Source organism: Kribbella qitaiheensis (assembly GCF_014217565.1).
Lineage (GTDB): Bacteria > Actinomycetota > Actinomycetes > Propionibacteriales > Kribbellaceae > Kribbella > Kribbella qitaiheensis_A.
Genome location: NZ_CP043661.1, coordinates 1,610,153 through 1,623,426 on the forward strand (window position 1 = coordinate 1,610,153; position 13,274 = coordinate 1,623,426).

Here is a 13,274-nt window from a genome sequence, read left to right on the forward strand (position 1 = left end):
TTGTTACCCACCAAAGTACTTGGACGTCCTACTAAATACCACTACGCGGGGTGTCGCCACCGCGCGGTGGTTCACGGTTAATCTTCCGGGCATGGTCAGGAAGAAGCCGCTGCCGTTCGATCCGATCGACGAGGCGTCACGGCAGTGGGGCCGGCGCTGGGGTGCCGTCGAGCAGATGCGGGCGGTCACGTCGCTGATGCGGGCCCAGCAGATCGTGATCGGTGAACTCGACGACATCCTGAAGAACCACGGCCTGACGTTCGCCCGCTTCGAGGCGCTCGTGCTGCTCACCTTCTCCCGCCGCGGCTCGCTCCCCCTCGGCAAGATGGGCGAACGCCTCCAGGTCCACCCGACCTCGGTGACGTCGATCGTCCGCCGCCTCGAAGCCGCCGGACTGGTCACCCGCACGCCCCACCCGGACGACGGCCGAGCCGTCCTCTGCGAGATCACCCCCAAGGGCCGCGACCTGGTGGAGGCCGCCACCGCCGACCTGGTGGCCGCGGACTTCGCCCTCCGAGGCCTGACCGACCAGCAACTCCAAATGCTCTGGTCCGTCCTGGAACCCCTCCGCCACACCGCCGGCGACTTCACCTGATCGCGTTCGCCGCGGCGTCGATTGTCCGCGAAACCGACAGTGTCCCTGCGGTCTGCCATGATCTGCGGCATGTCTATGCCGCCTGAGCGTGCCGCGTTCTATCTGTCCTGTCTACGTGCTGATTCGGAGCGCTTCGCCGAAGTTGCCCGGCTAGGGCTCGCGGCCGATGTGCCGGCTTGCCCCGGCTGGACCGTCGAGGATGTCGTGCGACACCTCGCGACCGTCTACCTGCACAAGGTCGAGATCCTTCGCCTCGGCGCGCTACCGGATCCGTGGCCGCCGGAGTTCGGCGACCGGGATCTGCTCGACCTGTACGACGAGGCACGCGCCTCGGTGGTCACCGCTTTGGAGCAAGCCGGTACCGACCTGACCACCTGGACGTTCTCGCCGTACGACAGCACGTCAGCCTTCTGGTATCGCCGGATGGCGCTGGAGACAGCGGTCCACCGCGTCGACATCGAGCAGGCGCACGGCGTCCCCACCCCGATCGACAGCGAACTCGCCGTCGACGGCATCGACGAGATCCTCACGCTGATGCTGGGCGGACCGTGGTGGGCGGAAGGCGACACCAAGTACCCCGTCGACGCGACCATCCGCATCACCACCGAAGGCCGCTCCTGGACGATCCGCCTGGACGCGACCAGCGCGACGGTCACCCCGGGCTCCGACGGCGACGTCGACGCGGAGGTCTTCGGCGACCCCAACGAGATCTATCTGTGGCTCTGGGGCCGAGGCAAGCTGAACCTCACCCAGGCCGCCGGCGACGACCAGGCAGTCGAAGCCTTCCGCTCCCGGATGGCAGAAACCACCACCTGAGCCACCACCCTCGCCTTGCGCGCGTGAACCGCCCACCGGCCAGATGGGCGGTCCGGCTCGAGTCAGAGGTTCTTGAGGAACGTGAGGGTTCGGGTGGTGAGGAGTTCGGCGGCGGTCGCGTCGTACGACGGGAGGGTGCTGTCGGCGAAGTAGTGCTGGTCGCCGGGATAGGTGAAGAGTTCCGCGTCGGAGGTTCCCGCGACCAACTCGCGGGCGGCGTCGATATCGCCCTCGTCGACGAAGTACGGGTCGGCGTCCATGCCGTGGATCTGCACCGGCACGCCCTTCGGCCAGGCGGATCCGAACTCGGATACCGGCACGCAGGAGTAGTACAGCAGGGCGCCCTTCGCGCCGGGGCGGGTCTGAGCCAGCTTCTGCGCGGAGACGACACCGAGCGAGAATCCGGCGTACACCAACTCGGCCGGCAACTTGTCGGCCGACCGGGTACCGCGCTCGAGGATCTCGCCGAAGCCGACCTCCTTCGCGTGCCCGACACCGTCCTCGATGGTCTCGAAGGTGCGGCCTTTGAACAGATCGGGCGTGTGCACGGTGTGCCCCGCCGCCCGCAACTCGTCCGCGAACGCGGTGATGCCGGACGTGAGCCCCAGCGCGTGGTGGAACAACAGAACCTCAGCCATTGGTGACCTTTCACTGATCGCAACCACGAATGATCCGTAACTTTAGTACGTTCCACCACACTCGATCAATAGCCGGCGACCCGCGGCTGACATGCGAATCGCCCCGCGCGTGGGCGCAGGGCGATTCGTAGTACGGGGGGAGTCGGTCAGTCGCGGTCCGGGTCGTCCGTCCAGTTGCCGCGCTCGGAGTTGAAGATCGACTTGGAGGCGTTGCCTGCGACCCGGGTGTGCTGGTGCGCCGGGGCGGGAGCCGTCTTGGTCGAGGTGGTGACGATCTCCTGGGCGGTATCCATCCCGATCGGGCCCGTACCGTCGTCGTCGGAATCGTCGTCGTCTCCCTGGACGACATCGACGCTGGCAGAGGCTCGCAGTCCGGTTCGCTGGATGACTCGCTGGATGGTCAGATCGCGGTCGTCGGGCCGGCTGACGTACTTGATCTCGCGGAAACCCTGGTCCTGCGCGGCGGACTCGAAGACGAAGTGGCCGTAGCCGAACATCCGCCCGATGAGCGGCTTCTGCAGGGTGATGTCGAGGATTCGCGCGATCGGGGTGGTCGCGACGGTCTGCGAGAAGACGCCACGGATCCGCATCACCCGCATGTTCGTGACCACGAACCGGTCCCGGTGCTCGGTCAGGAATCGCCAGAACGAGTGCGAGAGCAGGACCAGCACGAGCACCAGCAGGACGCCGGCACCCTTCAGCGGGAGCCACAGCATCGTGATCAGCAACGCGGTCGCGAGGGCTACCTCGAGCATCGGCACGGCGAACACCACCCAGTGGTGGCGCACCTCGTCGATGACGACCTCGCCCTCGTCCGAGATCAGATGGCGCCTGACCTTCGGATCGAAGATCCTGAAGAGGCCTATTCCGGCCATCCGCTCACTCCCCTGTCCACCCCGCTGTCGGCCGTTCGGCCCTCACCGATGCCGTCATCACACCCTTCACCACCAAGTGTCCCGCACGAATGCTCGTCACGGGACACTTGAAGTGAAGGATCAGTTGAACAGCGCGGACAGGAAAACGATCACGCTCCCGAACGCATCGCCGACGGCCGAGAACGCACCTCCCACGGCATCTGCGGCACCTCTGGGCTGTGTGAACAGGTAGAACGCCGCAAAGGCGATGACCAGCCAGATCAGCAGCTTCTTCGGCATGTCACCACTCCTCGTTCGCAACCAACTCGGTCGACTGTGTTGTATCACGGATAGTCACCAAATGTCACTGACTGAACACAGCCCACCGCACAATGCTCACCAGCTACAAGATCTATTCTGTAACGGATCGGGGGGCATGGCAGCCACCGGCGCGCCGCTTGAGACGAACCCATCCCCCGCGCGCCGAAAACCTCCTCCCGCCTGCCCGAATTCGGATGTGACAGAGAGTCGCCAAGTGTTCCACTGCTCGACCAAAACTGTACCCCCGACCGGTGGGATCAGAGGGCGGCGATGAGTTCGTCGGCGGCGGTGTAGGGATCGGTGTTGCCGTTGGCGACCTTGGTGGCGAGGACGTCGAGGCGGGCGTCGCCGTGGAGGTGGGCGAAGCGGTTGCGGAGCGCCGTCATCGCGATCGCCTCGATCTCGTCGCGGGCGCGGGCCCGGCGGCGTTCGGTGAGGACGCCGTTGGCGCTCATCCAGCTCAGCCGGTCCTCGATCGCGGCGACCACCTCGGCGACGCCTTCGTTGCGGGATGCAACGGTTTTGAGGATCGGCGGGGTCCAGTCGCCGGCCTTGCGTTCGGCCAGGCCGAGCATCGAGCGCAGGTCGCGGGTGAGGTTCTGGACGCCGTCGCGATCCGCCTTGTTCACAACGTAAATATCGCCGACCTCGAGGATGCCGGCCTTGGCCGCCTGGATCCCGTCGCCCATCCCCGGCGCGAGCAGGATCAGCGTCGTATCGGCCATCCCGGCGATCTCCACCTCGGACTGACCGACCCCGACGGTCTCGACCAGGACGACGTCGAACCCGGCCGCGTCGAGCACCCGCAACGCCTGCGGAGTCGTCCAGGCCAGCCCGCCGAGATGCCCGCGCGAAGCCATCGAGCGGATGAACACACCGGCGTCGGTGGCGTGGTCCTGCATCCGCACGCGGTCGCCGAGCAGCGCGCCGCCGGAGAACGGCGACGACGGGTCGACAGCCAGTACGCCGACGCGCTTGCCGGCTTCGCGGTACGCCGTGACCAGCGCCGAGGTGGACGTGGATTTCCCGACGCCGGGCGACCCCGTGATGCCGATGATGTGCGCGTGCCCCGCATGCGGGGCCAGCGCGGCCATCACCTCGCGCAGTAACGGTGATTCGTCCTCGACCAGCGAGATCAGCCGGGCGACCGAGCGCGATTCACCTTCCCGGGCACGCTCGACAAGTTCGGCGACCGGGTCTGTCCGTCGGGGCATCAGATCAGTGTGTCAGCTACTGGGACTGTGTCAGCTACGGGGGACGTGAACGATCAGGGCGTCGCCCTGGCCACCGCCGCCACACAGGGCGGCCGCACCGGTGCCGCCGCCGCGACGCTGGAGTTCGAGCGCCAGGTGCAGCACCAGCCGCGCGCCGGACATGCCGATCGGGTGGCCGACGGCGATCGCGCCGCCGTTGACGTTCACCTTGTCGACGCCGACGTTCAGCTCGCGGGCGCTGGCGATCCCGACCGAGGCGAAGGCCTCGTTGATCTCGATCAGGTCCAGCGACGTCGGCTCGATGCCTTCCTTCGAGCACGCCTTCGCGATCGCGTTCGCCGGCTGGCTCTGCAGCGACGAGTCCGGACCCGCCACCGACCCGTGCGCGCCGATCTCGGCCAGCCAGGTCAGCCCGAGCTCCTCGGCCTTCGCCTTGCTCATCACGACCACGGCGCAGCCGCCGTCGGAGATCGGCGAGGACGAACCGGCGGTGATGGTCCCGTCCTTGCCGAAGGCCGGCCGCAAGCGCCCCAGCACCTCGAGCGAGGTGTCCGCCCGGACGCCTTCATCGGAGTCGACGACGATCGGGTCGCCCTTGCGCTGCGGCACCTCCACCGGCACCACCTCGTCGGCGTACAGGCCGTTCTTCCAGGCCTCCGCGGCCCGCTGGTGCGACCGGACGGCGAACTCGTCCTGCTCCTCGCGGGTCAGCTTCAGTCCGGAGTTGTTGACGTCATCGGTGAGCGCGCCCATCGCCTGGTCGGTAAAGGCATCCCAGAGTCCGTCGAACGCCATCGAGTCGACCATCGTCACCTCGCCGTACTTGAAGCCCTCGCGGGACTTCGGCAGCAGGTGCGGCGCGTTCGTCATCGACTCCATCCCGCCGGCCACCACCACGTCGTACTCGCCGGCGCGGATCAGCTGGTCGGCCAGCGCGATCGCGTTCAGGCCGGACAGGCAGACCTTGTTGATGGTGATCGCGGGCACGTTCATCGGGATGCCACCCAAGACCCCGGCCTGGCGAGCGGCGATCTGGCCCGCGCCGGCCTGCAGCACCTGGCCCATGATCACGTACTCGACCTGGTCCGGCGCGACGCCGGCCTTCTCCAGCGCGCCCTTGATCGCGAAGCCACCGAGCTCGGCGCCGGTGAAGCCTTTGAGGCCGCCCAGCAAGCGCCCGATCGGGGTGCGTGCGCCGGCGACGATGACACTGGAGTTCTGCGAGCTGCGAGTGGCGTCAGACATGTTTGTCACGATACCTGCGAGCACACTGGTACGTGGTTGTCGATCGGGTCACACTCGTTGGATTCGAGGCCCGAACTGGTCCAATCTGGGCCCATGGACACTGGGCGACTGGAGAGCGGCATCGGGACTTTGACCCTGTTCGAGGCGATCGACCACGTCGGCATCGCCGTGGCGGACTTCGACGAGGCCGTCCGGTACTACGCGGACGTCTTCGGGATGACCGTCACGCACGAGGAGATCAACGAGGGGCAGGGCGTTCGCGAGGCGATGCTGTCGGTCGGCGACTCCGGTTCGTCGATCCAGCTGCTCGCACCGCTGTCCGACGACTCCCCGATCGCCAAGTTCCTGAACCAGCGCGGCCCCGGCATCCAGCAGATCGCGTACCGGGTCCGCGACCTCGACGCCGTCTCCGCGACCCTGCGTGAGCGCGGCGCCCAACTCCTGTACGACGAGCCGCGGCGCGGCACCGCGAACTCGCGGGTGAACTTCGTCCACCCCCGGTCCGGCGGCGGCGTCCTGATCGAACTGGTCGAACCGGCCTGATTCAGTCGGGTGGTAGCGGGGTTGACGTGATCTCCGGAGCCGGATTCTCAGCGGCGCCCCCGATTGCGGCGGCGCGCCCGGTATTGCACGCGCTGTCGCGAAGCCGACCGGCCAGTACGGGACTAAGCTGTTGGAGTGCTGATCGACAGCGCCCCTGATCCCGTGCCGCCCGTCCTCGCTGGGTTCCTGCACGACGCCTTCGTCTACCGCGGCGACGACGAATTCCTGCTGCACACGGCCTCCTTCGTCCATGACGGGGTGACCAACGACGAAGCAGTTCTGGTGGCGCTCCCACCGGCCGGGATCGCCAACCTCCGTTCGGCTCTCGGCTCCGCCGCTGACCAGGTCACCTTCATCGACATCACCTCCGCGGGGCGCAATCCGGCGCGGATCATCCCGCTCTGGCGCAACCTGCTCGACCAGCATCCCGGCCGACCGGTCCGCGGCATCGGCGAACCCGCCTATCCAGGGCGGTCCGAAGCCGAGTTCGAAGAGGCGACCTTCCACGAGGCCTTGCTGAACGTGGCGTTCGAGCACGACGGCCCGTTCCGGCTGCGCTGCCCGTACGACGTGTCGATGGCCGGCCCGGCGGTCGCGGCGACCCATCCGCCTTCGTTCTCCCGGTCGAGCGCCGAGGAGACCTTCCGGACCGCACTCCCCGGCGTACCGGCGTACGCGGAAAGGCTCGAATTCGGGCTCGCCGAGCTGACCGCGGTACGGCATTGGTTTACTACCCGGGCCAGGTTGCGCGGATTGTCCGGCTCGCGGCTCGACGACGTCGCGCTGGCGTTGCAAGAGATCTGTACGAACAGCATCCGCTTCGGCGGTGGGCGCGGGACGCTGTCGCTGTGGTCCGAGGACGGCGGTTTGGTGCTCGAGGTGGCGGATCGCGGCCGGATCGACGATCTGCTGATCGGGCGGGTCCTGCCGCCGGTCGAGGGGTTCGGCGGGCGGGGCGTCTGGCTGGCCAATCAGCTCTGCGACCTGGTCCAGATCCGGTCCGGCGCCGGCTTCACCCAGGTCCGCCTGCACGCCCGGCCGTCCTGACATCGAAGGCCAGCCCCGCGATAAGACCACCGGCAGCACTGGACTGAGAAAGTGACAGTCGTCTCAACGGCTGCGAACTAGGTCACAGACCACTGTCGCGGAGGCATACTCGTCGGTAGTGTCCGGTCCACCCTGACACTCGGTCCGCTCACACGCCACCTATTGGAGGTACGACGTGAAGCAGATTCTTGACGCGATCCTGGCCGGCGAGACCGCGGCCATCGGCGAACTGGACGTCCCCGAGCACTATCGCGGGATCACCGTGCACGCCGACGAGGCGACCATGTTCGAGGGCCTGGACAGCCGCGAGAAGGATCCGCGCAAGAGCCTGCACCTGGACGACATACCGACGCCGGAGCTCGGCCCGGGCGAGGCGCTGGTCGCGGTGATGGCGAGCGCGATCAACTACAACACGGTCTGGACGTCGATCTTCGAGCCGGTCTCCACCTTCAGTTTCCTCAAGCGGTACGGGAAGTTGTCGCCGCTGACGGCCCGCCACGACCTGCCGTACCACGTGGTCGGCTCCGACCTGTCCGGCGTCGTACTGCGGACCGGGCCGGGCGTGAACGCGTGGAAGCCGGGCGACGAGGTGGTCGCGCACTGCCTGTCGGTCGAGCTGGAGAGCCCCGACGGGCACAACGACACGATGCTCGACTCCGAACAGCGGATCTGGGGCTTCGAGACCAACTTCGGCGGCCTGGCCGAGATCGCGCTGGTGAAGTCGAACCAGCTGATGCCGAAGCCGGCCCACCTCACCTGGGAGGAAGCCGCTTCGCCTGGACTGGTGAACTCCACGGCGTACCGGCAGCTGGTGTCGTCGAACGGCGCGAACATGAAGCAGGGCGACGTCGTCCTGGTCTGGGGCGCGTCGGGTGGCCTCGGTTCGTACGCGACCCAGTTCGCGCTGAACGGCGGGGCGATCCCCGTCTGCGTGGTCTCGTCGCCGGAGAAGGCGGAGATCTGCCGGGCGATGGGCGCGGAGCTGATCATCGACCGGTCGGCCGAGGGGTACAAGTTCTGGGCCGACGAGAACACCCAGGACCCGAAGGAATGGAAGCGGCTCGGCGCCCGGATCAGGGAGCTGACCGGTGGGGACGATCCGGACATCGTCTTCGAGCACCCCGGGCGGGAGACGTTCGGTGCTTCGGTCTACGTCGCGCGGCGCGGCGGCACGATCGTCACCTGCGCGTCGACGACCGGGTTCATGCACGAGTACGACAACAGGTATCTGTGGATGAACCTGAAGCGGCTCATCGGCTCCCACTTCGCCAACTACCGCGAGGCCTGGGAGGCAAACCGGCTGATCGCGAAGGGCATGGTCCACCCGACCGTGTCGAAGGTCTACCCGCTGGAGGAGACCGCCCAGGCGGCGTACGACGTCCACCGCAACCTCCACCAGGGCAAGGTCGGCGTACTCACCCTCGCCCCCGCCGAAGGCCTGGGCGTCACCAACCCGGACCTCCGAGCCCAGCACCTGGAAAAAATCAACCGCTTCCGCAACCGCTGATCCCGTACGCCACCCTTACGTCCGAAGAAGCGAGGGGCAGCACCCTCACCTCTTCGGACGTAAGCGCGTGCCTCGGACCCGGTTAGGTGTTGGGGGGTGGGTTCTGACAGGCTCGTGTCCTTCCTACTCCGGACACTAGGGTGGGGATCTCATCCGAGCCGCCAGAAGGGACCTTGGGGATGGCTGACGAGTCGAGCCTGCCGTTCTTCGACCGTACGGCGACCGCTGCCGGGGGCTTCCCCGTCGGTCGGCGCGGGTACGACAAGCAGGCAGTGGACGACTACGTCCGCGCGCTGGAGGCGCAGCTTGCCGAAGCACGCAACCGCGCGGACGAGTTCCAGAACAATTCCGCGCCGCTGCAACGCCAGCTCGACGAGGCCAAGCGCCAACTCGAAGCCAGCGCCAACCCGTCGTACGCGGGGCTCGGTGACCGCGCCGCGCAGATCCTCCGGCTGGCCCAGGACCAGGCGTCCGAGGCGCTGGAAGAGGCCAAGCGCGAGGCCGACGACCTAAGGGCCGCGGCCGCCAAGGAAGCCGCTTCGGCCCGGGCGACCGGCGAGCGCGAGGCGCAGGACATCCGCACTGTCGCGCTGAACGAGTCCGACAGCATGCGCCGCACCGCCGAGGGCGACGCGGCCGAGATCCGGCGTACGGCCGAGACCGAGGCCGGCGAGGTCCTCGCCGCCGCCCGCCGCAAGGCGGAGCAGCTGCAGCTGACGGCCGAGTCCCAGTCCAGCACGCTGAAGAACGGCGCGCTGCACGAAGCGGAGAAGATCCGTACGGCGATCCAGCGCGAGTCCGCCGCACTGCGGGCCCGGCTCGCCGACGAGCGCGAGCAGCAGGCGAAGGAGCTGGCCGACAAGCACTCGCAGATCGCCAACGACACCGAGAACCTGACTACTCAGATGCGCGAGGCGGCCGAGCAGTCGGAGCGCCGCGTCGCCGAGGCGACCGCACAGGCGGCCAAGATCCGCGCCCAGGCCGAGGAGTCGGCCGAGCGCACGCTGGCCCGCTCCCGCCGCGAGTCCGAACAGCTGCTCACCACCGCCCGGACCAGGTCGGAGGCCGAGCTGGCCAACGCGGGCCGACGAGGCGGAGCGGTCCCGGACGATCGTCGCCCGCGAGACCGAGCGGCTCGCCAAGCGCCGCGACGGCATCCTGGCCCAGATCGCCGGGCTGAACGACATCGCCAGCAACATCGCGCGCCAGGCAGCCGAGCTGGACTCGGAGACCGCCGCCCCGGCGTACACGCCGTTCAACGCCGGCAGCACCCCGCCGGCCGCGCCCGCGAGCACCAGCACCGACAGCCCGTTCGGCCGCGGGGAGAGCCCTTTCGGCGCCCCGGCCACGGACACCCCGTCGTACCCGAACATCAGCTCGTACTCCGCGCCGAGCAGCTCGGACAGCTCCGGTAACGACAGCTCGTACGGCGGCTCGAGCGCCTCGGCGAGCGACAGCTCGTACGGCAGTTCGACGAAGGACAGCTCGTACGGCAGCTCGACCGCTTCGGCGAGCGACAGCTCGTACGGCAGCACGTCGGCAAAGGGGGCGTCGAGCGGGTTCAGCGCGACGTCGGCAGCCAGCCCGTACGCCGGCAGCAGCCCGTTCACCGGGACCGACGCGGGCGGTGCCCGGGTCGACGAGACCCGGATCGACACGAACCTGCGGGTCGACGTATCGACGTTCGACCTGTCCGGCCAGAACCCAGCGCCGATCGAAGGGTCGCGCGACGGGACCCGGGTCGACGAGTTCCGGCTCGACGGCCTGGCGAACGGCAAGGCGGCCGACGACAAGCTGACCGCCGACGACGCCGACGCGAAATCTGACACCGACGACGATGTCGAGGCGGCGGACGACACCGTCGAGCCGGCCGGCAAGGTCGCGGAGGAGGGTGACTCCAAGGCCGCGAAGGACGACAGGTGACACCATCCGGCGACGACAAGTCGACCGGCAACGTCGCGGCACTGGAAGCAGCGACCAGGGAAGCGAAAGCCGCCGCAGCCGAGGCTGAGGCCGCTGCCGACGACGCCGGGAAGTCCGCCGAGAACGCCGAAACCTCCGCCGAGCAGGCCGAAGACTCCGCCGCCCAGGCGAAGGACTCGGCCCGCTCCGCCGACGCGGACGCCGATCGGGCGGACGCCGATGCCGACCGAGCTGATGCCGGCGTCGGCGAGGCGAACGGCGTGGTGGGCGAGCTACTGATCGAGGATCGGCATCCGTCGGTCGGGATGGGCTCACCCGGTCCCCCGCTGCGCCGGTCGAACCCGTTCGTCTTCGGCTTCTCCGCGGCGCTCGGCGTCCTGGTCGCCTGGGGTCTGTGGCACGCGCTCGGCCAGGCGAAGTCGGTCCTGATCCTGCTGATCGTGTCGATGTTCATCGCCGTCGGCTTGAACCCGTTGGTCGAGTGGTTCATGCGCCGCGGACTGAAGCGCGGCCTGTCGGTCGGTGTGGTGTTCCTGCTCGTGCTCCTCGCCTTCGCCGGCGTCGGCTTCGCGATCGTGCCGGTGGTGACGGACCAGATCAATGGGCTGATCAAAAGCGCGCCGGACTGGCTCGATCTGCTGACGAAGTCGAAAACACTGACTGAACTCAACAACCGGTACCACTTCATCCAGAAGGCTCAGGACTACATCCAGGACCCGGCGCTGGCACAGAAGGCTTTCGGCGGCGTCCTCGGTGTCGGCAAGGTGGTCGCGAACGCGCTGTTCTCCGCGTTCACGATCCTGATCCTGACGTTGTACTTCCTCGCCTCACTGCCGACGGTCAAGCGGGCGGCGTACAGCCTGGTCCCGGCCACCCGGCGGCAGCGGGTCTCGATCCTTGGCGACGAGGTGCTCGGGCCGGGTCGGCGGGTACGTCTCCGGTCAGTTCCTGGTCGCGATCACCGCCGGCTTCTGCTCGTTCATCTTCCTGGAGATCGTCGGCCTCGGTCAGTACGCCGTCGCGCTGGCGATCGTGATCGTCTTCACCGACTTCATCCCGATGGTCGGCGGTCTGATCGGTTGCGTGATCATCACGCTGATCGGTCTGACCGACAACGTCTGGACCGGCGTCGCCTGCCTGGTGTACGGCGTGGTCTACCAGCAGATCGAGAACTACGTGGTCGCACCGCGAATCATGCGCCGCGCAGTCGACATCCCCGGCGCGGTCACAGTGATCGCCGCACTGCTGGGCGGCGCACTGCTCGGCGTCGTCGGCGCCCTGCTCGCGATCCCGACCGCCGCGGCGATCCTGCTGATCATCCGTGAGGTCTGGGTCCGCAAGGCCGACACTTCCTGACCCACCGCCCTGCCCCGTACCCGCAAATCCCATTGACGGCTGCGGGGCAGTCGCGTTTCCTCACCAAGTGACAAACTCTTCGGCCCCGCCCCCACCGCCCGCTCCCGAGGCCCGCACCACACCACCTTCCAACCCGCCGCCGGCCGACCCCGCATCCCCTCCCGACGCGCAGCCCGCGCAGGTTGCGTCGCCTTCGCAGGCGCAGGTCGCTTCGGGGAGTGGGCTGCCGACCGCGCGGGAGCTGGCCGAGTTCAGCTTGGCTGCGCAGCATCCGGTCAGCCGCGGCTGGGTGCCCGACGATCTCCGGCTCGAACTGCTGACCAACCAGCACGAACTCGACATCGACCTGCTGGCAGATCCGGAGATCGCCGCGATGCGGACCGAGCGGTTCGCCCCCGGGCAACCGATCGAGATCATGTTCAACCAGTGGGTCCCAATCTCCGCCGATCAGCACGTGATGCTGAGCATGCGCTACGAGGACGGCGACCCGACCAAACCCTTCGTGGATGCCTCGGCCCTACGCCGACCGCTGCAGCAAGCCGATCTGCGGCCAGCAGCCGACGCGGCCTCGAAGCACTTCGGCTCACTCAGCCCGACGTACCTACGCCTCTGGAGTTCCGAACCAGCGGACTCATTCCCGGAAACCCTTCCAGACAAGCGTTTCCTCGCCGCTCCCCTCGACGTACTGCGTGCTGCGCACACGCCCGTACCGGCAGAGTTGACCCTGGTCCGAGCCAGGTCTTTGAGCAACTATCCACTCGCCCAAGCGGCGTACGACGCCGTGGACGCGGCGCACCCAGACCACTCAGAGCAGGCGCATCTCCAGCACCGAGACAAACTCGAGGACACCGTCGAGGAGGGCTTGCTCTTCGAGGTGATGGTCGACGGCACGTGGGCCGGCTACATCGCGGCCATGCGAGACAGCCAGAATCTCGGCATCCCGGCGTACACAGTCCAAGAGGTGATCCTCGCAGCCGAGTACCGCGGCCGCGGCTACGGAAGACACATCACAACCCTGTTCGCCCGCGCGTTGCCGATCGACCTGGATTTCCTCATCGGCACAATCCACGCCAACAACCGAGGCGCCATCACCGCCGCCCTGACCTCCGGCCGCACCGACATCGGCGGCTGGCTCCAACTCCCCCTCCCCACCCCCAAACCTCCCGCATAGCCGACCCCTGCAGCCTGACCACAGCCGGACTGCCGGTACGCAGG

Annotated in this window: 13 protein-coding genes and 1 pseudogene; 9 read left to right on the forward strand and 5 right to left on the reverse strand. The window is 68.1% G+C overall.

All coding sequences use genetic code 11. The annotated features are described in order from the left end of the window. Positions 1-91 precede the first annotated feature (91 nt). A complete protein-coding gene (locus tag F1D05_RS07240) occupies positions 92-595 on the forward strand; it encodes a MarR family winged helix-turn-helix transcriptional regulator (RefSeq protein WP_185446564.1) in 504 nt (167 codons plus the stop codon). Positions 596-664: 69 nt separating this feature from the next. Then, positions 665-1,411, forward strand: coding sequence for a maleylpyruvate isomerase family mycothiol-dependent enzyme (locus F1D05_RS07245; protein ID WP_185446565.1), 747 nt, complete (start codon positions 665-667; stop codon positions 1,409-1,411). Between the two features lie 62 nt (positions 1,412-1,473). Here the strand turns inward: F1D05_RS07245 and F1D05_RS07250 are convergent, their stop codons facing one another. From F1D05_RS07250 to F1D05_RS07270, 5 genes are all read right to left on the reverse strand, one after another. Next, on the reverse strand, positions 1,474-2,076 hold the full coding sequence (locus F1D05_RS07250) for a dienelactone hydrolase family protein (RefSeq protein ID WP_281388921.1): 603 nt from the start codon (positions 2,074-2,076) through the stop codon (positions 1,474-1,476). Between the two features lie 119 nt (positions 2,077-2,195). Continuing rightward, positions 2,196-2,924, reverse strand: a complete 729-nt coding sequence (locus F1D05_RS07255) for a PH domain-containing protein (protein WP_185446567.1) — start codon at positions 2,922-2,924, stop codon at positions 2,196-2,198. Between the two features lie 120 nt (positions 2,925-3,044). Next, a complete protein-coding gene (locus tag F1D05_RS07260; RefSeq protein WP_166678885.1) occupies positions 3,045-3,203 on the reverse strand; it encodes a hypothetical protein in 159 nt (52 codons plus the stop codon). Between the two features lie 278 nt (positions 3,204-3,481). Continuing rightward, positions 3,482-4,438 carry a methylmalonyl Co-A mutase-associated GTPase MeaB gene (gene meaB, locus F1D05_RS07265; protein ID WP_185446568.1) on the reverse strand — a complete coding sequence of 319 codons (957 nt, stop codon included), beginning with the start codon at positions 4,436-4,438 and terminating at the stop codon, positions 3,482-3,484. Positions 4,439-4,468: 30 nt separating this feature from the next. Next, positions 4,469-5,683 (reverse strand): acetyl-CoA C-acetyltransferase, encoded by a 1,215-nt coding sequence (locus F1D05_RS07270; RefSeq protein ID WP_185446569.1) that lies wholly within the window; start codon positions 5,681-5,683, stop codon positions 4,469-4,471. Positions 5,684-5,776: 93 nt separating this feature from the next. On the opposite strand from F1D05_RS07270, the gene mce reads away from it, so the two are divergent. The 7 genes and pseudogenes from mce (at position 5,777) to F1D05_RS39870 (ending at position 13,230) form a co-directional block, all read left to right on the forward strand. Beyond that, complete coding sequence (gene mce, locus F1D05_RS07275; protein ID WP_185446570.1) at positions 5,777-6,226, forward strand: methylmalonyl-CoA epimerase; 450 nt, start codon at positions 5,777-5,779, stop codon at positions 6,224-6,226. Between the two features lie 135 nt (positions 6,227-6,361). Then, the gene (locus F1D05_RS07280) at positions 6,362-7,273 is read left to right on the forward strand and encodes a sensor histidine kinase (protein WP_185446571.1); all 912 of its coding nucleotides are present in this window, start codon (positions 6,362-6,364) and stop codon (positions 7,271-7,273) included. Positions 7,274-7,448: 175 nt separating this feature from the next. Further along, positions 7,449-8,780 (forward strand): crotonyl-CoA carboxylase/reductase, encoded by a 1,332-nt coding sequence (ccrA, locus tag F1D05_RS07285; RefSeq protein WP_185446572.1) that lies wholly within the window; start codon positions 7,449-7,451, stop codon positions 8,778-8,780. A gap of 179 nt (positions 8,781-8,959) precedes the next feature. Continuing rightward, the gene (locus F1D05_RS07290) at positions 8,960-10,195 is read left to right on the forward strand and encodes a hypothetical protein (protein ID WP_246486493.1); all 1,236 of its coding nucleotides are present in this window, start codon (positions 8,960-8,962) and stop codon (positions 10,193-10,195) included. An 813-nt stretch (positions 10,196-11,008) separates the two neighbouring features. Continuing rightward, positions 11,009-11,542, forward strand: a pseudogene (locus tag F1D05_RS41870) (AI-2E family transporter); the annotation flags it as partial. 58 nt (positions 11,543-11,600) lie between these two features. After that, positions 11,601-12,059 (forward strand): AI-2E family transporter, encoded by a 459-nt coding sequence (locus tag F1D05_RS41875; protein ID WP_281388969.1) that lies wholly within the window; start codon positions 11,601-11,603, stop codon positions 12,057-12,059. A gap of 67 nt (positions 12,060-12,126) precedes the next feature. Next, positions 12,127-13,230: a GNAT family N-acetyltransferase gene (locus F1D05_RS39870; protein ID WP_246486495.1), complete on the forward strand. Its 1,104-nt coding sequence runs from the start codon at positions 12,127-12,129 to the stop codon at positions 13,228-13,230. The last annotated feature ends 44 nt before the right edge of the window (positions 13,231-13,274 follow it).

What these genes read in the sequence shown, in the direction of transcription:
- F1D05_RS07240 (WP_185446564.1), top strand. Translation starts at nt 92, where the DNA reads ATGGTCAGGAAGAAGCCGCTGCCGTTCGATCCGATCGACGAGGCGTCA.
- F1D05_RS07255 (WP_185446567.1), bottom strand. Translation starts at nt 2,924, where the DNA reads ATGGCCGGAATAGGCCTCTTCAGGATCTTCGATCCGAAGGTCAGGCGC.
- F1D05_RS07245 (WP_185446565.1), top strand. Translation starts at nt 665, where the DNA reads ATGTCTATGCCGCCTGAGCGTGCCGCGTTCTATCTGTCCTGTCTACGT.
- F1D05_RS07260 (WP_166678885.1), bottom strand. Translation starts at nt 3,203, where the DNA reads ATGCCGAAGAAGCTGCTGATCTGGCTGGTCATCGCCTTTGCGGCGTTC.
- F1D05_RS07290 (WP_246486493.1), top strand. Translation starts at nt 8,960, where the DNA reads ATGGCTGACGAGTCGAGCCTGCCGTTCTTCGACCGTACGGCGACCGCT.
- mce (WP_185446570.1), top strand. Translation starts at nt 5,777, where the DNA reads ATGGACACTGGGCGACTGGAGAGCGGCATCGGGACTTTGACCCTGTTC.
- F1D05_RS07270 (WP_185446569.1), bottom strand. Translation starts at nt 5,683, where the DNA reads ATGTCTGACGCCACTCGCAGCTCGCAGAACTCCAGTGTCATCGTCGCC.
- meaB (WP_185446568.1), bottom strand. Translation starts at nt 4,438, where the DNA reads ATGCCCCGACGGACAGACCCGGTCGCCGAACTTGTCGAGCGTGCCCGG.